This window comes from Pseudomonas oryzihabitans (assembly GCF_032027545.1).
In the GTDB taxonomy this organism is placed as follows: Bacteria; Pseudomonadota; Gammaproteobacteria; order Pseudomonadales; family Pseudomonadaceae; genus Chryseomonas; species Chryseomonas oryzihabitans_F.
Map to the genome: position 1 here is coordinate 112,203 of NZ_JAVSJB010000005.1, position 22,155 is coordinate 134,357.

Consider the following 22,155-nt stretch of genomic DNA (forward strand, 5'->3'; position numbering starts at 1 on the left):
ATCTGTCCTCAAAACTTTGACGATCCAGCTGCTTTCGGGTCTTTGAAGCAAAAGACGCACCAACTAGGCCTTTTCACTTAGCAGGTTACTGGATTTTTTGAAGTCCGCGGCGAGCTTGACCACGACCTCCGAAGGGATTTGTCGGATCAGCTCACCGTTGGCGCTGTTCACTACCTTGACCACCGTGACACCGGAATCCTGATCCACGGAAAACTCGAGATTGCGGTGTGAGTCCTGAGCGCTGGAATTCAAATCCTTGACGGTCTTTTCGAGCTCTTCTCGACTGGGCGACACAGGTGCTGCCCCCTTGTGGTCAGCATGCGCCGCGCCAGCATCAACAGCGTTAGCCATCGCGGAAGCGACGTCAGCGACATTGCCTGATTTCGTCTCTGCCAATGGAGTAGTAGTGCCACTTCCCGGGACGACCGAACTCAAGTTGATACTCATTTTTCACCCTCCCCAAAAACCTAGCAACGCGGAAAGGGCGCCGCAGCGCCCTCCCCTTTCCCTGATCAGAATTACTGGAGCAGTTTCAGTACGGAGGCGGGCTGCTGGTTGGCCTGGGCCAGTACCGAGGTCGCTGCCGACTGCAAGGTCTGCTGCTTGGTCATCTCGGCGGTTTCCGCCGCGAAGTCCGCATCCTGGATGGTACTGCGGGCTGCGGTGGCGTTTTCCGAGATGTTCTGCAGGTTGGAGATGGTGGAGTCCAGACGGTTCTGCACGGCACCGAGAGTGGAACGCTGGGTATCGATCTGCTTCAGGGCACCGTCGATGACCTGCATCGCGCTCTGGGCGTTGGCCGCCGTGGTGATGTCCAGCGACTGGACGCTGCCGGTGCTGGTGACCACTGCGTAGGAGCCGCTGGATACGCCGGTGGCGCCACCAGTACCAGCACCGATCGCAATAGTTTTGGCGGAGCTGAGGTTGATGGTGGAGCTACCCGAGGTAGCGGCGGTAGCCGACACACCACTGATGTTGTTGTTGATGGCACTGACGATGTCGTTGAAGCTGGCGCCGGAGGCGTAGGTCACGGTCTGACCGGCGATGCTCAGGGTGCCGCTGGCGCTGGTGGTACCGCCCGATGCCGAGACACCCAGGCTGCTCAGGTCGAGACCACCGGTGGCCACCGAGGAGGAGCCCGACAGGCTGCTGGCGCTCATGTTGCTCAGGGTGAAGCTGACGGTCTGGTTGGCGTTGGCGCCGACCTGGAAGGTCAGGGTGCCATTGGTACCGGCAGTGCCATCGAGCAGGTTGATGCCGCTGCTGCCACCGCCGTAGGTGGTGGTGCTGGAGATACGGGTCAATTCCGAGGTCAGGGACTCGAATTCCTGGTTCAGCGAGGTCCGGTCTTCGGTGCTGTTGCTGCCGCTGGAGGACTGGACGGCGAGGACACGCATACGCTGCAGAATGTTGGTGGATTCCTGCAGAGCGCCTTCGGCGGTTTGGGCGATGGCGTTGGCATCGTTGGCGTTGGATACGGCTTGGTCCAGGCCTTTGACCTGGCTGGTCAGACGGTTGGAGATCTGCAGGCCGGCCGCATCGTCCTTGGCACTGTTGATCTTCAGGCCGGTGGACAGGCGGGTCATGGCGGTGGTCAGGTTGCCCGAGGCATTGTTCAGGTTCTTCTGAACAGTCAAGGAAGCGATGTTGGTATTGACGGTCATCATGATGGAGAACCTCGTGGATTAGGATACTGCTTTAGCTCCCGGCCAAGGGGACCGCCCGATGTGACCTGGAGAACCTTCGATATGGTTATCGTCTTGCCTTGGGATTTCTTTAGCTCTTTTTGCTGGGTTCTCAAAAAGAGCTTTCCTTTTGGCAAGAAATGCTTTCCGCAAATAACCTATCGGCCGATCTCCAAAATCTTTAGATCCTGTCATGCGCGAGGCTGGGCGAATGCTGGCTCAATCCGCCAGCCAAGCCTGTTTCCACCGTGCCAGGTGTTCGCCCTCGAGCATCCAGTTCCGCAGCACCGCTTCACGCAGCGCGTCGCCCATCCGCGCGGTGCCATCCAGGTCGCTCAGGTGGGCGCGGATAGCCTTTATCCAATCCTCGGGACGATTGCCTACCAAGGTGACAGGCAGGGCGCCGCGGTAACACTCGATGTCCGTACAGATCACCGGGAAACCGCAGGCGCCGTACTCCAGCAGGCGCAGGTTGCTCTTGCACTCGTTGAAGAGATTGAACTCCAAGGGTGCCAGTGCGAGGTCCAAGTCCAGGCTGGCTAGCTTGGCCGGGTAGGTATCGATAGGTACTCCCGCATGGAACTCGTGCAGATAGGGCCGGATCTCCTCGAGGCACATGCCCATGAAAATCCACTCGACCTCACTCGCCAGTGCTTTCACGACCTCAGAGATGAGCTCCAAGTCACCACTGTGACTGGAACCGCCCGCCCAGCCGACCCGAGGCTTGCGTCCGGCACGGCGGCGACCCTGCAATCCACTCCACCAGTCAATTGGCAGACGATTCTCGACGACGCGAATATCGGTATGTAGATGGCCCAGGGCGTTTGCCAGGGCAGATGTCGAAACCACAAGGCGATCGCAGAGACCTACCGCCTTGCCCAGTTGCTGGACGACATCCTTGGGCATTTGCGAGCGGTGCAGACTCTTGTGTGGTAGATCGACGATATAGTCATCCAGCTCATACACCTTGAACGCCTTGGAAAAACGTCGAGTGTTGCGCAGGACGCCTAGCTGCACTTCGGAAAGCTGGCGCTGAAAAACAATGGAATCCGGCAAGAGTCGCTCCGTTTCGACCGGAGTCAGCAGCATCTCAGTCGAGGCGCCCTCGACCAGCTGGGCAGACTGCATAGCCTGCAGTGGCTTCAGTACGCGATAGTGACCGCAGCCGTAGGGGTCGGCCTGATGACAGAGCACATAGGGCTGCGCACGCTGAACGAAGGGGTACCAAGGCGTGACCGATGTGCTGCTGAACGCGAAGCCGGTCCCCTCCAGCACCAGGTTCTTGTTGTAGGCCGGATCGCGGGCGATCTTGGGTAGCCAACTTTCGTACATGTGGGCCTGCTCACCCTGGAAGCGAACCACCTTGGCATCGAAGGCCGTCGTATCCACGGTGTTTTGGCTGGCGTTGCCTTCATGGAGCAAAACGGCATAGGGCGTCCATACCGTCAGGTAACCGGCGGCACCTACCTTCAGGCACAGGTCCACGTCGTTGAAGGAGACCTTGAAGCGCTCCTCGTCCATCCCGCCCACTTCGTCATAGACAGCCTTACGGATCATCAGACAAGCAGCGGTTACCGCGCTGTAATTCTGATCGACATGCAATCGATGCATGTAACCCGGTGCGTTCGCCTCCTCGCCGGCAAACGGGTGATCGGCCGGTCCGCGTAGACCTAGAACGACACCGCCATGCTGGATACGGCCATCGGGATACAGCAGTTTTGCCCCGACGATGCCGACCTCGGGGCGCTGAGCGTGATTGAGCATGGCCTCAATCCAGTCGGCCTGATTCACGGCGGTGTCATTGTTCAGAAGCACCACATATTCACCGCGGGCCTGGGCGATGGCGGTGTTGTTGATGGCCGAATAGTTGAAAGGATGTGGGTAACGCACTACCCGAATGTTTTCGCCGCCCCGCTCCGCCAGATTGGCGAGCCAAGCCTTGGTATCGGCCTGTTCGCTGTTATTGTCGACGATCAGCAATTCGTAATTGGGGTAGCGGGTTACCTCGACCAGCGACTCTACACAGCGGCGAAGCAGGCGCAGTTGGTCCTTGGTTGGAATCACGATGGATACGCGCGGCAGCCTCTCATGCCGGTAGTGAACCCTATTGACAACGTCGAGGACGCCACGCCGCACCTCGTGAGCAACACCCAGGCGGTTCAAATGCGCCCGTGTGACGGCTGCGATATAGGGCGCCACGTCCGCTCTTACCAGCCATTCGCCCAGGCTCTCCCGCTTGTGCACCATGATCTCGTCGATATGGCCAAGAGTACCGACGCCATGCGTCTCAAGCAGACGCCACGCTGCGTCAACGGGCGCCAGTCCAGCAAACCGACCGTCAAAGCCTCCCGTATCCAGCAGGGCTTGGCGGGCGAAGGCCAAGGTACCGCCGATGTAGGGATAACTGCGCAAGAGATCCAGATTGAAGTCCGGCTTGAACACCGGCGCCTGATAGACGTCGCCGAGCCGCGAATCCTCATCGCTATAGCAGACGGTCCATTGGTCGAAGGCATCGATGCGCTCGGCGAGCAGCAACAGGCTATGCGGCTCCAACTCGTCGCCTGCGCCCAGTAGATATATCCAGTCCACCTCGATCTGCGCGACGAGGTCGTTGAGCTGGTCGAGCCAGGAACCCTCGATCAACTGCCAGAGCAGGTTGTCGGCAGCCGCCACGCCCTCGGGCGAGGCACTCGACAAGACCACGATCGCCGCTGCACTGTAAAGCTGGCCTTGCAGTCGACTCAGGGTCCGCTGCACTTCCTCCAACTGCCCATGGGGATCGAGGATCAGCACCAGGATGGTTGCCTGTCGCGTCCAGGAGTCGACGCGGCCCTGCAAGGCCGGGAATCGCTCTTCAGGGAAGGAGTGACGATCCAACCAGCTACGGTAGGAAAGCGCCAGGTCGCTACCGTTGCGCGCCTCGACCAAGACGCTGAGGAACATCGCCAACGCGCGGGTGAAGCTGCCACCGTATGGCCGGTCATTGTCTTCGAACTCATCGTCGCTGAGCTGCAGGGCTTCCAGGCAACCGAGCGCTTCGAGCCGTACGTAGAACATGCCGTCGACGATGAAGTCGCTGGCCAGGACACTGCCCTCGGACAATCCCGCCCTCGGCGCCAGAGCCAGAAGGGCGGCCCGGGCCTCGCCGACCTGCTGCATGACCGATAGCCGTGAATGCGCCGCCTGGGAGGCAAGGATATGGGCCTCGCCACGCTCCAGTCGCTCGACGGCCTGACGAGCGCCTTCGCCGAAGGCCAGGCCCGCGATACGCTCGCGCAACTGCTCGGCGGTGTGCCCCTGCTCCACATCGGTATGCAGCTTGAGCACGTTGTGGATACCGTCTTCCTGCAGCAGTGGCAGCAGCTTGAGGAAAGGTAGGAGATCACGGCCGCGCCCATCGGCACGCATCAGCGAATGCGGCAATTCGCTTTCCTGGAGCAGATAGGCGACGGAAAGCAGCAGCCGATCTTGGCAACTGACATAGAGATGCAGGGGTTGTCCCAACTGGCCCAGGCTCACCAGGATATCCTGGCACAGGCTCAGATCGGTCACATGCAGGACGACACCGAGCACGGCCTCTTCACCTTCGCGGCGCACGGGCGTCTGGACGACCATGTTGGCCCGGTAGTGCCGAGTGTCCTCGATGGCGTTCAAGCGTCGCAGGCGCAGTGCGGCCAGCGGCAACGGCGCCATTGGCGAACCCAGGGCGATCGCCAGGTTGTGCTGCCGTTCGTGCTGAAGGCGCTTGGCCGCCGCCTGCGTCACGTCGATGAAGTGGTCCAGTTGCTGCCAGAACTGGACTTCGAGCTGCCGATAACGCTCGCGCGCCTGCGGCAGGGTGCGTTTGGCACGGGCCAGCTCCTCGACCTCCATTCCCCAGGCGCAGCCATAGGAGCCGGTGGTATCCCTGGCGATGGGGTCCGGAGCCCACTCGCTGGGAATGACCACGGCCAGGCAACCGCAGAGCACCGCCTCGGCGCAGAGGGCGGAGGCGGTACCGCTATAGAAGATTTCACAGCTTTGGAAAATCTCCGCCAACTCCTCCCAGGAGCTGGGAAACGACTGGGTGATCTCGACGGCATCGGGCGACAGCAGCGCCGGGTCTATCTTCGCCGCCCCATCGCGTCCCTGGTAATAGCAGGTTCGCCCCGCCACTCGGGTCGCAGGATCGGCCGGTGGCTGGAAGATTTGCAGATCCAAGGCCGGCAGGTGCAACCATTGATCGTCCGGCATGCCGTCCTGAATCAACTCCCGGGCGAAGGCGAACAGGATGTCGTCCGCGCCATACTTTCCCGAGCCGAAGAGGAAGCCGGGCTTGTTCAGCAGGTAGCGCACCACCACGTTGCCGTTCAACGGATTGCCCTCGGCAACCTCGGCATAGACCACGATAGGTTCGATGTTCAGGGTGCGGTGGAGGTTGACGACATCCATCGTCAGGCGTGGCGTCAGCAGTTCCGGACTGACCGTATTGGCGAACACATAGGCCTCGTGCCCAGAGCGATTGAGCGTATCGGCCAGCATGTGCATGATGCGTACGCCGGCCGAGGTACGGCGATAGTCGTAAGCATAGATGTAGTAGGGAGCCGGCCGAGGGGCGTACAGCGAACGCATCGAAACCTCCGAGAACTTGTCCTTGTGACCGATACCGGTCGGGTCTTTTGAAAGGCTAGAGCGCGCTCGACTGCCAGCGAGCGCTTTCGAGGATCGCCTGATCCAGCGTAGTCCAGATATCAAGGCCCAATGCCCGGCTCTTGGCGAGAGCCGGAACGTAGAAAGAGCCTCGCTCGCCGTCCGCGCTGGCCGCCGGTCGCTGCACGGCCTTGCGCGGCGCCAGTAGATCACGCATGCGCAAGGCCAGATCGAACAGCCGGATGCCCTCGTCGGAACCGACGTTGTAGGCCTGTCCCGACTCGCCGTCCAGTAGCAGGACCAACAGCCAGATCGCCAGGTCCGCACCATAGAGGTAGGAACGTACCGCCGTCCCCTGGCTCTGCAGTACGATCGCCTCGCCCAACAGGGCGTCGCGGAGGAAGTTGCCTGCCGCGAAATGGCCGTCCAGGGGCAAGCCTGGTCCGAGAAAGGCGAAGGCCCGGGCGAACACGACCTCCAGCCCATGCTGCTCGGCATGCAGCACCCCGAGCATTTCCTGTACCCGCTTGCCTTCCGCATAGGCGTCCTGAGCGCGGTTGCTGAGACAGGCCTGCCGCCTATCCTCGGCCACCGGACAGCCCTGTTCGAGGACGCCGTACTGAGCTCCGGAACCCACCAGCAGACTTCTGGCAACACCACCGGCTGCCGCCGCGGCGAGGACGTTTTCCGTGGTCCTCAGCAGGTCGCTGAAAAACTCCAGGCGCCGTGCCTGCACCGTGGCCGAACTGTCGGTGGCACAGTGCAGCAGGTAATCGATACCGCGAGTGTCGGGGCAGGCGCGCCCTAGGTCGACGGTTTGCCAAGTCAGCCAGGGACAGCTTGCATAGTACGGAAGGTCGCGCAAAAAGCGTTCCGGTGCCCGTGACGTGGCGCTGACCTGCAGCGCTATGCCCTGGCGATTCAGCCAATCGCATAGCACCAGCACCCATTTGCCGAAGAAACCGGTGGCTCCGGTCAGCAGCAGGTGCCGGCCGGCCAGGCGCTCCAGCCGGCAGTTGGCGAGCGGCGCGGCCAGGCGGGTGAAGGCGGTGGCGATGACGGGATGGTCGAGATGTAGCGGCGGCTGGGTCACGCAGGCGAACTCCGAGTGTCTGGTACACCCGGCAAGCACGCCTCGCAGGCAGCACCCGGGGCGGCTGGTCGAAGCCTGTCGGGTCCTGCCACGGACACGCCTGGAGCACCGCCCCAGCCGGGATTCGACGCGTCCTCAAGATACGCGAGTGGCGTCGCGGCGCAACCCGTTTCATCATGACGGATAATGGCGCCCCGCGTGGCGTCCCGATCGAACGACAGGAGCGATCCCTATGACGAGCGTGCAGCAAAGGGCACGACAGGCCGCCTGGCTGGATCTGGAGCTTTTCTTCGGCCAACGCGACGCGGCTGGCTTCTACAGTCCGACACGCCTGTTGTGGGGCGCCGATTGCGCCGACGGGCACTTGCGGCGATTGACCGAGGGCTTCACCGGCCAGGTGCTGGTGATGCTCGACGCCGCACTGGTGGAACATCGGCTCGTACGAGCCCTGCTGACCCGGCTCGGCACGCGCGCCCAGGTGCTGACCGCGGCACCACTGCCGGATGCCGTGGCCCTGCGCGAGACTGCCGCCACGCTCGACTGGTCGGCGCTGGCGGCGATCGTCGCCATCGGCGGCGGCAGTGCCCTGGACAGTGCCAAGGCCCTGCTCGGGGACTATCTGTTCGCCGAGGGCTATGCCGGCATCGGCCTGGGTAGCAGGCGCGGCGAAGCGGCCCGACCGGAACGGGTGAAACCGCTATTCATCGCGGTGCCCTCCACGGCCGGCAGTGGTGCCGACAGCAGTCGCTACCTGGTGACCTACGACAAGCGTGGCGCGCACTGGACCAAGGTGCATGGCAAGAGCTGGCAGCTGACGGCGGACGTCACCCTGCTCGATGGCCAGTTATTGGTGGGGGCGCCGCCTAGGGTGGTGGTGGAGCCGGCATTCGATGCCTTCGTGCATGCCTGCGAATCCTTTTCCTGCCGTGGCGAGGCCAATCTCCTCACTCGCGCTCTGTGCCGGGAAGCACTCCAGGTAATCGGCCAGACCTTGCGCCTGTTGCTCGCAGGTGGCGCACTGGACGCCGACCAGGCGACCGAGCTGCTGGTCGCCGCCTCCTTGGCGGGGACCGCCATCTCCAATGCCCGTACCGGCCATGTCCATGAAGCCGGAGGAGCGGCCTTGGAGTGGCTGGAGGGCGTCAGCCACGCCCAGACGCTCTGGCTGTTCCTGCGCGAAGGCCTACAGCAGACGGCTGCGAGCGAAACTGGACGCGCGCAACAGGCCGAGCTGGCCCGGACCATGGGCTTCGCCACCTTCGCCGAGGTCCTCGACGGGTGGCAGGAGCTGCTGGGACGCGCCGGCAGTCGCGCTCAGCTCGCCGCAGCGCTGGCGCGCCTCGCCGCCTCCGGCAATCTGACGGCGGCGCAGGCGGCCGTCGTCGACCGGGTACTCGCCGATCGCGTCTGGTGCGACAAGGAATGCCCCGTGCCGCTCGGCGCCGAACAGGCGTGGCGCCTGGCCGCCTGCCTGGAGCAGCAGCCATGAGTAAGGTCTGGACATTGCGCCTGGTACTTGACGAAGCCACCGCCGGAGCCCGGCTGTCGGCCTGGAACGAGGCCCTGAACGCCTGGCGCCTAGCCGGGCACCGTCTCGACTATCGCCTTTCCGCCGCCGCCCGGGCGCACCTCTCGGGGCAGCAGCGTCAACAGCTCGAAGCGGCCGCTGCCCTCCCCGTGGTCGAGACCTCTCGGCTGATGGTACTGGCCGACCACCTCGATGCCGACCTGCCGCCCGGCGCCCTGGGCTTCAATGCGGCCTTGCAGCAGCCGGCAGGACGCTGGGCCCCGGCCTGGCGGATGGGCCCGCCCTCCTGCACCATCCCCGGGGTGCTCGAATGGCTCGAAGAGTGTCGCGCCTACCAGGACACACATCGCTGGAGCGCCGCGCAACGAGCCGAACGCCTGCTCGCCGAGGCCCATGCGGCAGGCGGCATCGGTCTCTATGGCCGCGGCATGGTCGGCCGTGCCGCCCGGGCCTGCGCCGAGCGGCACGGCCTGACCACGAGTTTCTGGGTGGACAGCCAGGCACCTGGGACCGACGCCTACCAGGATGGCCTACCTGTTTACACGCCGCCCACCGCGCCCCAGGCTCCGGTGGTGCTGGCTGCAGGCGCGGCCCAAGTACTCGGCGAGCTCTGGCTCGCGGCGCGGGGTAGCACTGCCTATGGCCTGTCCACGCTGCATTGGGCGACGGGTGAAACACGCGAACCGGAGCACCAGTGGCAGGCCGATGCCCTCCTCCGCCCAGGCCACTACCTGGCGCTGGGCGGCCGGCTCGACGGCGTGGAATCGCTGCGGGTGCTGACCGGGCTGCTCAGGTTCCGCCGGACCTTGGAGGACACTGCCCTTTGGCAGGTGCGTAGCACTCAGCAGCAGTGGTTCGATCCCGACTACCTCGAGACCGCGACCCGGCTGCTGATCGATTGTGGTGGCTTCGATGGCGACACTGCCCTCGCCTACCTGGCGGCTGTACCGGATGGTCGCGTGATCGCCATCGAGCCCGATCCGCGCCTGGCGGCCCGGGCACGCGTCAACCTGCGTGGGTGCTCCGCCGAGGTGATCCAGGCCGCCGTCGGTGCCCACACTGGCAGCGCGCGCTTTGTGACAGTCGAGGGTATGAGTGGGGCACTGGCCAGGCCGGACGAAGCAGGTATCGAGGTGCCGCTGGTCGCCATCGACGAGGTCGTACAGGCGTTACCGGATGGTCAGGTGATGCTCAAGCTCGATGTGGAAGGTAACGAGGCGGCGGCACTGGCAGGCGCGCAAAGGACCCTGGCCGCGGGCGCACTGGGCGCGATCGCGGCCTATCACCGGGCGGGTGATCTAGTGGATGTCCCTGCAGTGCTTGGTCTGCTGGGTGACAGCGCCATCGGGCTACGCCACTACACCGGTCTGGCCTACGAGACAGTGGCCTACACCGCTCGAGCGAAGGCACTGGCCGACCAGGCGGGTGGCTAGTTCACTTTCACCCGCCGCGCCTGGGCTTCGCGCCGGCCGAGCTGCGCCTGCCGGTGATCCCGCCAGCGGAAGGAGCAATCCACCAGCCAGCGGCTACGGCCCAGCAAGGTGGCCGCTCCGAGCATCCAGCGCGCATAGCCCGCCCGCTCGGCGAGCAGCTCGAGGATCGTCGGCCATACCGGATCCTGCCCGAGGACTTTCTGGTAGCGCATGATCCGGGCCAGGGAATACTCATGGCGCAGGATCGCCAGCAATGCCCGTCCCTCCGCCGAGTGGCGCCCCGCCAGGCACCGCTCGGCCAGCAGGGTGTAGCCCTCCAGGTCGAGCAGGACACGCCGTGCCAGCCCCTGATCCCGAAAGGAGTCGTTGCCCAGCCGGCAGTACACCAGCGCTTCATTCAGATAGGTCAGGCGCGCTCCACGCGCACAGGCGGTGAGCAGCTTGTAGGCGTGCACGTAGGCGCCACCGATGAACTCCTGGTGCTCGGTCGCAGCGTCCCAGGCCGACTTGCGGAACGCCATCGAGCTCAGGTAGGAAAAGGCCGCGCAGAGCGAGCGGGCTTCCCGCAGATAGTCCCGCAAAACTCCGGGACGCTCGAAGGCGAAGGTCCGGCTGCGGGCCTGGCCCAGCTCGAAGAAGCGATCCTCGCGAATCGGCGCGAGAGCTTTGTTGCACAGCAGCCGGTTGAACAGCACCAGGGTCGGCGTCTCGTCACGAAGTACCGCTAGCAAATGCCGGATGGCGCCGGGCACCAGGGGATCGTCGCTGCCGAGGATCCAGCAGTAGTCGCCGGTCGCCAGTTCGACGGCCTTGAGGTAGTTGGCATCCGCGCCGCGGTTGGTGTCCGAGCGGGCGTAACGAATCGCCGCCGGACCGAGTCGCTGACGATAGGCCTCCACGATGGCGGGCGTGGCGTCGGTGGATGCGTTGTCGGCAATGGTGATCTCTAGCCCTTCGGTCCACTGGGCGACGATGCTGTCCAGGGTCGCAGACAGGAACTCCGCCCGATTGTAAGTGGGAATGCAGATCGACAGCCTCATGCCTGTGCCTCCAGCCCCTGGGTCCAGGCGAGCATGGCGGCGAGGCCGGCCTCGGTGGAAACCTGCGGTTGCCAGTCGAGCAAGGCTCGGGCCTTGGTCAGGTCGGCGACGAAGACCTTCTGGTCGCTGTGGCGTACCGGGCCATGCTGCACCGGCAGCTTGACCCGCAAGGCCTGCTCCAGGTGCTGGAACAGTTCCAGCAGCGACAGGCTGTTGGCCATGCCTCCACCGATGTTGAAGGCTTGGCCGGCGACGACGTCGAGTCGCTCACATGCCTTGAAATAGAGGGCGACCATGTCGTCGGCATGCAGCACGTCGCGTACCTGCAGGCCGTTGCCGGCGATGCTCAGCTCGCGCCGCTCGCCCCGTGCCAGGGCCTGGGCCTCGCTGCAGAACCAGCCGATCCAGCCCTGATCCGCCGTGGCGAACTGCCGCCCGCCATACATGGAGGAATGCCGGAACACCAGGGTCCTGAGGCCGAACATCCGTGCATAGTCCAGCATGTACTGGTCCGCGCTGCCCTTCGAGCAGCCATAGGGCGACTGGAAGTCGAGCGGCGTATGCTCGTCGAAGCCTTCCGGTCGCTGGACGCAGCGATAGCGCTGTCCGGTGGTCTCGTAATCGAACTGTTCGAGATCGCCGTAGACCTTGTTGGTCGAGGAATAGAGCACGGCGCAGCGGGGGGCGAGACGCCGTACGGCTTCGAGCACGTTGAGCGAGCCCTGGGCATTGGTCAGGAAGTCGCGCCGCGGATCGCGCAGCGACGAGGTCATGGCCACCTGGCCGGCGAGGTGGAAGATCGCCTCGGGCGCCCAGTCGCCCACGCAGCGCTCGACCGCCTCGGCATCGGCGACGTCGCCAGCGACGAAGTGAAAATTGCCCAAGGCCTCCAGCCATTGCCGATTCCGCTCGGCGCCGACCCGCGACAGGTTGTCGAAGACAGTCAACTCCCAACCGCGCCTGAGCGCTTCGGCCGCCAGATTGCTCCCCAGGAAGCCGCAGCCGCCAGTGATCAGTAGTCGCATGGGTGATTCCGCCGTTCCTGGTCGATGGTCTGCGCCAGACCGGTCGCGAGATCGCGCGCGCCGGCCCAGCCCAGGCGTTGCAATTCGGTGGTGTCGGCCGCGGTGCACATGAGTTCCTGCGGGCGATAGGGCAAGGCGCCGAACGCCAGCCGGGTCGCGCTATCGCTGAGCCGCTTGGCGGTCTCGGCGAACTCGCGGATGGTCACCGCCTGCCCGGTGCCCACCGCGGCTTCGCGGAACACCGCCGTGTGGCCGAGGAAATCCTCCAGCAGTAGCCCAAAGGCCACCACCGCGTCCTCGACATGGATGAAATCCCGTCGTTGCAGGCCGGCGGTGAGCGGGAAGTCGGGCCTTCCGGCGAGCAGGGCGCGGATCAGGCCAGTAGCAAACTTGCTCGCATCGTCTCCCGGCCCATAGAGCGATTCGAGCCGGATGTTGAGCACACGGGGAGCGGCGGTCGCACAGCGCAAGCGCAACCAGTCGCGAAAATGATGCTTGGACAGGGCATAGGCATTGATGCCATGCGGCAGGCTGGTATCCAGGTTGACGAATACCGGGACCCTGGCCGCCCCGCAGGCGAGCAGCAACTCCAGCGCCCACTGGACGTTCACCTGCAGCAACTCCTGGTCGCCCTCCCCGCGCCGTCCGTAGCAGGTGGCGGCATGTACCACCACGTCAGGTCCGGCGGCGGCCACCTGCGGCGCCAGCGCCGCCTGGGCGTCCAGCACCTCTAGGGCGGCACGACTGCCAGCCAACCGGGAGCCAGCCAGGTCGCCACGCACCAGGACGCTGACCCGATGACCATCGGCCTGGAAACGTCGTACCAGGTGGCTGCCGAAGAACCCCGTGGCGCCGGTCAGCAAGACATGCATGGACGACTCGCGCTCAACGGCGGGAACGCCGGGAGACGTCGCTTAGCGCGCCGTCCATCTCGGCTTCCAGCACCGCCAGGGGCAGCAGCGGACTCATGTCTTCGAGCGGCATGGAGAGCATGGAACCGTCCTTCTGGGGTACCGCCGCAACCTTGGGTGCCAGGGCCTCGTCCTTCATCAGCATCACCTCGACGATCAGCGGTCGCGCCTGGGAGACAGCCTCCTGTAGACGCATCGCCAGGTCCTCGGGCGCTGCCAGGCGTACGAAGGGCAATTCGTAGGCACGGGCGATTTCCTCGAGATCCGGCAACCAGAGACCAGCCTCGGGACCGGTACCGACATAGCGAGCCGCGAAGTAGTTGCGCTGGGTATTGCGGATGGAGGCATAGCCACCGTTGTTCATCACCACCAGGCAGATCGGCAGATCGAAGGCGCGCAGCGTGGCCAGCTCCTGGATATTGAGCTGCAGACTGCCATCGCTTTCCACCGCCACCATGGGCTTCAGGCCGTTGGCGAAGCAGGCGCCAATCGCCGCAGGCAGCCCATAGCCCATGGCCCCCAGGCCGGAGGTGAGGAAGATGCGTTGTCCGGGGCGGTTGCGAAACACCGTGTAGAAGACCTCCACCGCCAGGCCCGAACTGCCGGTACTGATCAGGGTATCCGCCGGGATGGCCTCGGACAGCGCATCGGCGAATTGGAAATGGCTGATCTCACCGTCGGTGGCGAAGGGTCGGCCGTCGTTGACCGGATAGCGCCGCTTCCAGTCGTTGCAGCGCTCCACCCATTCCCGGTACGACGGCAGGCCAGCGCAGCCTGGGCGCAGGGCTTCGAGGAAGGCTGCGGCATCGCTGACCACCGGGATGGCGATGTCCATGTCCAGCTTGTCCAATTCGTGGGCATCGACGTCCACCACCACCTTGGTGGCCTGGCGCGCGAAATCGCGCGGGGCATAGGCGGTGACCACGTTGTCCAGCCGACAACCCAGGGTGATCAGCAGGTCGGCGCTCTGCACGGCGAAGTTAGGTGCCCGCAGGGCCACCACGCCGGGCCGGCCGACATAGAGGGGGTGATCCCAGGGCAGCAGGTCCATGGCGTTCCAGGTCATCACCACCGGCACGCCGAGGGCTTCGACGACCTCACGGAATACCTTGGCACCACCGCTCAGCCGCACGCCGTGGCCGGCCAGGATCAGCGGGCGCCGGGCCCCTTGCAGCAATTCGCGGATGGCGTCGAGCTGCTGCGCCAGTACCGTCGGCAGCGGCGCCTCCTCCGGCGGGGTCCAGCCCGGCAGCGCCGTGGGATCCACGGGCGCGCCCTGGACGTCCAGCGGCACGTCGAGCCACACCGGACCGGCGCGGCCCTCACGAGCCAGGTGCACGGCCCGCTCCAGCTCACGGCGGATGTCTTCCGGACGTTCCACCGTCACCGCGTACTTGGTGATCGGCTTGACCACGCTGACGATATCCACTTCCTGCACGCCACGTTGCCGCAGCGGGGCGCGGCGCAGCAGATCCGGGCGCTTCACCTGGCCAGACACGATCAGCAGCGGCACCGACTCGATCCAAGCCCCGGCGACGGCGGTCACCGCGTTGGTGGCGCCCGGCCCGGTGGTCACCATGGCGACGCCCAGGTTCTCGTTGATGCGGCAATAGGCCTCAGCGGCGATGGCCGCAGCCTGTTCGTGCAGGCAGGCGACCACCTCCAGACGCGGATGCTTGCCGACGGCGTCGTTGAGGAACATGGCACCGCCGCCGGGCAGTAGGAACACGTGGCCCACCCCCTGGTCGGCGATGAAGTCGGCAATGTAGTCGGCGACTCGATAGGAGTTCTGCACGTCAATCCATCCAGTAACTGAGTAGGGTCTTGCGCTCTCGATTGGCGGTGATCGCCGGATCGGTATAGAAGGAGTCATCGTGCCTATGGGTGGAAGATAGTTCCTCGATGATGGCACCGGTGGGCGAATGGAAGGCGTGCCGCACCTCCGGTTCGACGGTGATCACCTCACCCGGGCCATAGCGCTGCTCCACACCGTTCAGGCTCAGCAGCAACTCCCCTTCGAGGACATGGAAGGTTTCTTCCTTTTGTCGATGGTATTGCTCCGGATGGTGCTGGCCCGGCAGCAGCAGCAGCAGCTTCTTGCAGTAGCCGCGATTGACGATGGTCAGCATGGTCAGCCCCACCTCGTCAAAACGTTCCAGCCCGTAGTGATGGGAGATCTCCAGGTCGACCCGCCCCGGAACGACCACGTGGCTTTCCGCCAGCCGCGCCTTGACGCGTTGCACAATACTCCAGACCCGGTCGCGGACGTCTTGCCGCTGGCTGTTCTCGGGGGTCAGCGCCGCATCGGCCGCGATGTCCTCGCGAGCGGTGAAATGGGCGTACTTCGACCAGTCGTTAGCGGTGTACTGCCCGGTCGCGGGCGGAAAGGCGAAGTAGACGTCCTGCGCCTGCACCAGTTCGCCACGCCGAATGGCACGACGGGCGAAGACACCCCGCCGCAGCGAGTCCAGGCTGGCCCGTTCGGCGGGATTGACCGGCAGGCGCTGCTCGCCCTCGCCGCACAGCAGCAGGGTCCGCTGCGCCGCCTCCAGCCAGCGCTCCACCTGCTCGGGACTGGCCGAATAGGCATTCAGCGGATAGTCCGAGGTCGGCACTCCCACGTGCTTCTCGAAGATGCGGGCCCCCTTGGCCAGGGCAATCTTGACCACGTCGGTATGCTCGGGATCCTCGTGGGTGGAGAAACCCACCAGCACGCCGGGATAGCGCCGCTGGAGGAAGTCCACCTGCGACAGATGCAGATTGGCGTCCGGCGTCGGGTACTCGCCCACGCAGTGCAGGATGGCGAATGGCTTCTGCCGGTGGGTCAGGAAGCTGATCACCCGATCCATGTCCTCGGTGCTGGAGCCGGCGGTGGAGACGATGATCGGCTTGTCGCTGCGTACCACGCGCTCGAGTAGCGGCCAGTCGGTCATGGAGCAACTGGCGATCTTGATGGCGTCCAACCCCTGCTCCTCGATCAGCGCCACCGAGGCCTCGTCGAAGGGCGTGGCCAGGCAGAGGAAGCCATTGGCGCGGATCTCCGCCACTAGGGTGTCGAACTGCGCGCGGCTCAGGCGGGTCTCGTTGAAGCGCTTGACGTACTTGACGTCGTCACGGCCACGCATCGCCGGATGGACGAAGGTGTCCAGGTCTCGATACTGCAGCTTGAAGGCGAAGGTGAAGGGAAACTTGCGGCAGACGTCGCCGAAGGCACGGATGACCTTGAGCCCGTGCTCCAGATCGCCCATGTGGTTGTTGGCCATTTCCAGAACGAACAATGGCAGCGGAAAGACGTTCTGCATGACGAACTCGCTGTGCTTGTGAAAGGTCAAGAGGCACCGCCGAACCAACCTTCGAGTTGATCCGCCAGGTGCGTCAGTTGGGGCTCCCCCAGGCCCGGCCAGAGGCCGACCCAGAAGGTGTCGCGCATGATCCGGTCGGTGGTGTCCAAGGACTCGCTGATACGGTAGCGCTGGTTGGCCATGTAGGGTTGCCGGGTCAGGTTGCCGGCGAACAGCAGGCGCGTGCCTATGCCCTGGGCATCCAGGTGACGCAGCAACTCGACGCGCGAGTGCCGTCGGCCATCACGCAGGGTCAGCGGAAAGCCGAACCAGGACGGATCGCTTCCCTGCGTGGCCGCGGGCAGGATCAGGTGCTCCTCGCAGCGCCGCAGGCGCTCGTGCAACCAGGCGAAGTTGGCCTTGCGCGCGGCGATGAAGTCCTCGAGACGCTCCATCTGCGCCAGGGCGCAGGCCGCCTGCATGTCGGTGATCTTGAGGTTGTAGCCGAGGTGCGAGTAGGTGTACTTGTGGTCGTAGCCGGCCGGCAGATCGCCCAGTTGCCAGCCGAAGCGCTTGCCGCAGGTGTTGTCCTCGCCGGGCGCGCAATAGCAATCGCGCCCCCAGTCGCGGAAGGACTCCAAGATCCGCCGCAGCTTGGGACTCTGGGTAAAGACGGCGCCGCCCTCGCCCATGGTGATGTGGTGCGCGGGGTAGAAGCTCAGGGTGCCGATGTCGCCGAACTGGCCGACCTTGCGCCCGGCGTAGGTCGAGCCGAGGGCATCGCAGCAGTCCTCGATCAGCCACAGGCCGTACTTATCGCACAGCGCACGGACGGTACCCAGGTCGAAGGGGTTGCCCAGGGTGTGGGCCAGCATGATGGCCTTGGTCTTGGGCCCGATCGCGGCCTCGATGCGGGCCGGATCGATGTTGTAGGTGGGTAGCTCGACGTCGACGAACACCGGTACCGCACCGAATTGCAGGATCGGATTGACCGTGGTGGGAAAGCCCGCCGCCACGCCGATCACCTCGTCGCCCGGACGGATGGCCCGCTCGCCCAGGCGCGGCGAGGTCAGCGCCGAAAAGGCCAGCAGATTGGCCGAGGAGCCGGAGTTGGTGGTCAGCACGCAGCGCTGTTCGAGAAAGGCGGCCAGGCGGCGCTCGAAGGCCTGGTTGAAACGGCCGGTGGTGAGCCAGCCATCCAGGACCGCCTCGGTCATGAGGCGCAGTTCGCCCGCGCCTATGACCTTGCCAGAGGGCGGCACGGCATCCTGCCCCGCACGAAAGGGGCGTGTGGCGAAGGCCAACTCGGCGTATTCACCGACCAGTTGGTCGATTTGCGCGCGGAGACCACGCAGACGCTCGTCACTCATTATCCAAGCCTTGATAGAGATTGATTTGATCCAGGGTCACCTGACGCATGTCCTGCCCGGCCGCCCAGGCGGTCTGCCAGGCGCTCGTCTGCGCCAGCGCCTCGTCGAGACTCCAGCGCGGCTGCCACCCCAGCCGCTGGCGGGCTAGGCTGGAATCCAGGGCGAGAACACCGGCCTCGTGGGGCTGGGCTTCCGACGTCACCGTCCAGGCGACCGGCTCCGACCAACGGGCCGCCAGCCGGCGTACCACGGTCTCCACGCTCTGCACGCTGTCGGGCGGGGGGCCGAAATTCCAGGCCGTGCCAAAATCCCGGCCATTCATCGCCAGGCTCTGGGCCAGAAGCAAATAGCCGGCCAAGGGTTCCAGAACGTGCTGCCAGGGACGCGTCGCCTGAGGATAGCGCAGCTCGACACGCTCGCCCCGCGCCCAGGCACGGAATAGATCGGGCAGCAGGCGATCGGCCGACCAGTCGCCGCCACCGATAACGTTGCCCGCCCGGGCAGTGGCCAGGCCAACATAGCGAGCAGCGAGAAAGGAGTCGCGGTAGGCCGCGCAGACCAGCTCCGCGCACGCCTTGCTGTTGCTGTAGGGATCATGGCCACCCAGCCGATCGGTTTCCCGGTAGGGCCACGGCCATTCACGATTCTCGTAGCTCTTGTCGGTGGTCACCACCACCACGGCCCGCACGCCCTCCACTTGGCGCACAGCCTCCAGCAGATTGACGGTACCCATCACGTTGGTCGCATAGGTTTCGGCCGGCGCCTGGTAGGAACGCCGTACCAGCGGCTGGGCAGCGAGGTGCAGGACGATCTCGGCGCCGCTGCGCTCCAGCGCCTGGCGTAGCGTCTGGGCATCGCGGATGTCCGCCAGTTCGTGCCGCTCGAGACAGCCTTCCAGGCGCGCGCTCTGCCAGAGCGAGGGCGATGTCTCGGCAGGCAGCGCGTAGCCGCTCACCCGAGCGCCCAGGGCATGCAGCCAGGCCAGTAGCCAACCGCCCTTGAAACCGGTGTGGCCAGTCAGGAAGACCCGACGCTCACGCCAGAAGGTAGGATCTAGGGCCATAGCTTCCATTCCGCCGTCCCGCTCTGCCAGCGATCCTCCAGCGCCATGCGGTCGCGTAGCGTGTCCATGGGCTGCCAGAAACCGCTGTGCAGATAGCTGCCCAGGTGACCAGCCGCTGCAAGGTCCCGCATGGGATCGCTCTCCCAGGGCATGTCATCGCCAGAGATGAAATCCAGAACACTGGGCTCAAGCACGAAAAAGCCGCCATTGATCCAGCCGCCGTCGCCCTGGGGCTTCTCCTGAAATCCCGTCACCTGTCCTGCGTCAATTTCCAAGGCGCCATAGCGTCCTGGCGGCTGCACCGCGGTAACGGTCGCCAAACGTCCAGCACTACGATGGAAGGCGATCAGCCGACCAACATCGATGTCCGCCACGCCATCGCCATAGGTGAAGCAGAACGTCTCTTCATCCAGATAATGGCGAACCCGCTTTAGCCGCCCACCGGTCGCCGTGTGCTCACCGGTGTCCACCAGGGTGACACGCCAGGGTTCGGCGTGGCGCTCGTGGATATGCATGCGATTTTCCGCCATGTCGAAGGTGACGTCCGACATGTGCAGGAAGTAGTTGGCGAAGTACTCCTTGATGACGTAGCCCTTGTAACCCAGGCAGATCACGAAGTCGTTGATACCGTAATGGGAGTAGATCTTCATGATGTGCCAGATGATCGGCTTGCCGCCGATCTCGATCATGGGCTTGGGCTTGAGGTGGGATTCCTCGCTGATGCGCGTGCCCAGTCCCCCCGCGAGGATCACTGCCTTCACCTGTCGTTCTCCGCAGCTCTTCTGGTTATCGGGTTAGTCTAGCAACCTCTGTTCTCCAACAACCGGTTCGTGAATCAAATCCCAAAATTAAACGCCACCGAAATGCGCGGTCTCTGCCCCTTGAATCGACGCACCGCGTGCATCAGCCATGACGGGAACATCACGAAGGTGCCGCTGGATGGTATGACGGTGGTCGAGTAGCCGGCGGTCAGGCAGCCCTCGATGCGCATGCGCAGCTCGGGATTGTAGACCGAGGGCATCAGCCCGCGGGGGTCGACGAATTCGAGCTCGCCGGCACAATCTGCATCCTGGGCGCCACCATCGTCCACCCAATAGACGCCCGACCAGAAGGCCCCGGGGTGACCATGCAGGGCGTTACCCTGCCCGGCTTCATTGACGTTGGCCCAGGCATTGTGGCGCCACTCGAAGGTCGGCTCGATGAGGCCGTGCTCCGCGGAGTGGACGGCAGTGAGCTGGGTCGCGAAGGCCCGGGCGAAGGCGGCGAGCTCTGCGCCCGGGGAACCTGCCCAGCTGTCGAAGTCATGGCTGGATTGCCACCCGCCTTCGTTGCTATGGCGGGTCCCGGCGTCCTGTTCGCGGCGTGCCAGGATCACCGCGCTGAGTTCGGCATTGAGCCGCCCGGCGTCGGGATGGACGAGCTGTGCCAAGGGCGTGACGAAGAGCTTCTTGATCTCGATGTTGGCCGTGTCGAATGGCTGGCTCATGACGGCTGGCTTCCCCTTCAGATCTTGTCGAACAAGCTTAGCTGGGAAACCTTGGCAAAGGCGGCCTGGGCGGCCTGCAACATGGTCTGCTGCAAGGTGAGCTTCGAGGTGGCCTCGGACATGTCGGTGTCGCGGATGGACGACTGGTTGGTGGCGTTGGACAGCGACAGGCTCTGACTCTCGGTGGTGAGGGTGTCGATGGTCTGCTGCCGGGCCCCTAGCGATGAGGTGACCTTGTAGACCTGGTTCATGCCGTTGTCGAGGTTGGTGATGGCCGAGGCCACGGCATTGCGGATATCCAGCTCCGCCTGGGGATTGTTGGTCGTCGGCGTATCCAGGGCGGTGCGCAGGTTCTTGATGGTGTCGAGGATGTTCTGCGTCTGGTTGCTGCTGCCGGCCACGGTGAACTGGTCACCGCTGGCCGCGGCCGAATTGATGCTGAACTGGGCGCCGCTGATGGTGATAGCGGCTGGGTAGGTGCCGCTTAGGGTACCGGTGGACAGCGGGGTGCTGCTGGTGGTGGTCGGCAGCGCATAAACCGAATAGTCGGTAGCCGAGCTGAATTTCAGCAGGACGCCGTTGTTGGGAAAGGTGGTGCTGTAGGTGGTGGCGTTGGTGACGGTGCCGCCACTGAGCTGGGCGGTCGAGGTATTGGACGCGGTCCGGGTGATGTCGAAGGTTTCCGGCTTGACCCCGAAGCTGAAGCTGTAGCCGGATACCAGCGAATTGATGGCCGTGGGGTCGTCGCTGGACTTCAAGGAGACGTCGAGTGCCAGCTGCGCGCCGCGGAAATTGACGGTTACCGCGTCACCCGTGGTCGTCTGGTAGGAGCCATTGCCGCTGACTTCACTGGTCACATCGTTGTTGCTGGCGTCAAAGATCTTGAACTGGGTGCTGCTGAGCACCTGAAGCTTGTAGGGCGCGCCGCTGCGGAAGCTGCTGTTGAAGCTGTTGTCGTCGGTCACGGTGCCCTGGGAAAGGAAGACGCGCTGGGTCCCGTCGGCGTTGGGATTGTTGGTCAGGCTCGAGGTGGTCAGGTCGGCATTCTTGGCGCTCTGGAAGGTGCTCCAGCCGTCGTCGCTGATGGCCAGGTTGAGGGTGTCGGACACCTGTACCGACAGCGAGCTCTGGTCACCCTTGTAGCTGTAGCTACCATCGGGATTCTTGACGAAAGGCTGCACCGTGCCATTGCTGCCGGCAAAAATGTAGTTGCCGTTGGCATCCTTGCTGTTCATCAGCGAGAACAGCTGATCCTGGATATCGCCCAGCTGGTCACTGATGGCGTTCCGGTTGGCATCGGTATAGGAGCCATTGCCGGCTTGCACAGCCAGCGCCCGCGCGTTCTGCAGCACGTTGGTGATGGTGGTCAGCACCGACTCCTCGTTGGTCAGCGCATTGTTGGCGGTGGTCATGTTGCCGCTGTACTGGGTCAGCAGCGTCTTCTGCTGATCCAGCTGCAGCAGCCGCGCCGAACCGACCGGATCGTCCGCCGGCGTCTGGATGCGCACCCCGCTGGAGATCTGCTCCATGGTCTTGGTCAGGCTGGAATAGCCATCGGAGTAGCCCTGGGTACTGGACGAGAACATCTGGGGTGTGGAGATACGCATGGCC

16 protein-coding genes are annotated in these 22,155 nt (G+C 64.5%); 2 read left to right on the plus strand and 14 right to left on the minus strand.

Annotation, left to right across the window (positions count from 1 at the left end):
• Positions 1-63 precede the first annotated feature (63 nt).
• The 4 genes from RND78_RS10050 to RND78_RS10065 form a co-directional block, all read right to left on the minus strand.
• Positions 64-447: a flagellar protein FlaG gene (locus RND78_RS10050; RefSeq protein ID WP_312728317.1), complete on the minus strand. Its 384-nt coding sequence runs from the start codon at positions 445-447 to the stop codon at positions 64-66.
• A gap of 71 nt (positions 448-518) precedes the next feature.
• Positions 519-1,670 (minus strand): flagellin, encoded by a 1,152-nt coding sequence (locus tag RND78_RS10055; RefSeq protein ID WP_312728848.1) that lies wholly within the window; start codon positions 1,668-1,670, stop codon positions 519-521.
• 234 nt (positions 1,671-1,904) lie between these two features.
• On the minus strand, positions 1,905-6,212 hold the full coding sequence (locus tag RND78_RS10060) for a glycosyltransferase (RefSeq protein ID WP_312728319.1): 4,308 nt from the start codon (positions 6,210-6,212) through the stop codon (positions 1,905-1,907).
• A gap of 139 nt (positions 6,213-6,351) precedes the next feature.
• Positions 6,352-7,407, minus strand: a complete 1,056-nt coding sequence (locus RND78_RS10065; RefSeq protein ID WP_312728322.1) for an NAD(P)-dependent oxidoreductase — start codon at positions 7,405-7,407, stop codon at positions 6,352-6,354.
• Positions 7,408-7,639: 232 nt separating this feature from the next.
• Here RND78_RS10065 and RND78_RS10070 point away from each other — a divergent pair, with 232 nt between their 5' ends.
• Positions 7,640-8,896: an iron-containing alcohol dehydrogenase gene (locus RND78_RS10070; RefSeq protein WP_312728325.1), complete on the plus strand. Its 1,257-nt coding sequence runs from the start codon at positions 7,640-7,642 to the stop codon at positions 8,894-8,896.
• Positions 8,893-10,368: an FkbM family methyltransferase gene (locus tag RND78_RS10075; RefSeq protein ID WP_312728328.1), complete on the plus strand. Its 1,476-nt coding sequence runs from the start codon at positions 8,893-8,895 to the stop codon at positions 10,366-10,368. The genes RND78_RS10070 and RND78_RS10075 overlap by 4 nt, the downstream gene beginning before the upstream one ends.
• Here RND78_RS10075 and RND78_RS10080 read toward each other — a convergent pair.
• The 10 genes from RND78_RS10080 to RND78_RS10125 all read right to left on the minus strand — a co-directional run bounded on the left by RND78_RS10080 (position 10,365) and on the right by RND78_RS10125 (position 22,151).
• The gene (locus RND78_RS10080) at positions 10,365-11,408 is read right to left on the minus strand and encodes a glycosyltransferase family 2 protein (RefSeq protein ID WP_312728331.1); all 1,044 of its coding nucleotides are present in this window, start codon (positions 11,406-11,408) and stop codon (positions 10,365-10,367) included. The two genes, RND78_RS10075 and RND78_RS10080, sit on opposite strands and share 4 nt — an antisense overlap.
• A complete protein-coding gene (locus RND78_RS10085) occupies positions 11,405-12,433 on the minus strand; it encodes a GDP-mannose 4,6-dehydratase (RefSeq protein WP_312728333.1) in 1,029 nt (342 codons plus the stop codon). The genes RND78_RS10080 and RND78_RS10085 overlap by 4 nt, the downstream gene beginning before the upstream one ends.
• Positions 12,421-13,305: an NAD(P)-dependent oxidoreductase gene (locus tag RND78_RS10090; RefSeq protein WP_312728334.1), complete on the minus strand. Its 885-nt coding sequence runs from the start codon at positions 13,303-13,305 to the stop codon at positions 12,421-12,423. Before RND78_RS10090 ends, RND78_RS10085 begins: the two co-directional genes overlap by 13 nt.
• 13 nt (positions 13,306-13,318) lie before the next feature.
• Positions 13,319-15,139: a thiamine pyrophosphate-binding protein gene (locus RND78_RS10095; protein WP_312728335.1), complete on the minus strand. Its 1,821-nt coding sequence runs from the start codon at positions 15,137-15,139 to the stop codon at positions 13,319-13,321.
• Between the two features lies 1 nt (position 15,140).
• Positions 15,141-16,676, minus strand: a complete 1,536-nt coding sequence (locus RND78_RS10100) for an N-acetylneuraminate synthase family protein (protein ID WP_312728338.1) — start codon at positions 16,674-16,676, stop codon at positions 15,141-15,143.
• On the minus strand, positions 16,673-17,995 hold the full coding sequence (rfbH, locus tag RND78_RS10105; RefSeq protein ID WP_312728340.1) for a lipopolysaccharide biosynthesis protein RfbH: 1,323 nt from the start codon (positions 17,993-17,995) through the stop codon (positions 16,673-16,675). Before rfbH ends, RND78_RS10100 begins: the two co-directional genes overlap by 4 nt.
• Positions 17,988-19,067, minus strand: a complete 1,080-nt coding sequence (gene rfbG, locus RND78_RS10110) for a CDP-glucose 4,6-dehydratase (RefSeq protein WP_312728341.1) — start codon at positions 19,065-19,067, stop codon at positions 17,988-17,990. Before rfbG ends, rfbH begins: the two co-directional genes overlap by 8 nt.
• On the minus strand, positions 19,049-19,819 hold the full coding sequence (gene rfbF / locus RND78_RS10115; protein ID WP_312728343.1) for a glucose-1-phosphate cytidylyltransferase: 771 nt from the start codon (positions 19,817-19,819) through the stop codon (positions 19,049-19,051). Before rfbF ends, rfbG begins: the two co-directional genes overlap by 19 nt.
• A gap of 74 nt (positions 19,820-19,893) precedes the next feature.
• A complete protein-coding gene (locus RND78_RS10120) occupies positions 19,894-20,544 on the minus strand; it encodes a TIGR02466 family protein (protein ID WP_312728345.1) in 651 nt (216 codons plus the stop codon).
• Between the two features lie 17 nt (positions 20,545-20,561).
• Positions 20,562-22,151, minus strand: a complete 1,590-nt coding sequence (locus RND78_RS10125; protein ID WP_312728347.1) for a flagellar hook-associated protein 3 — start codon at positions 22,149-22,151, stop codon at positions 20,562-20,564.
• Positions 22,152-22,155 lie beyond the last annotated feature (4 nt).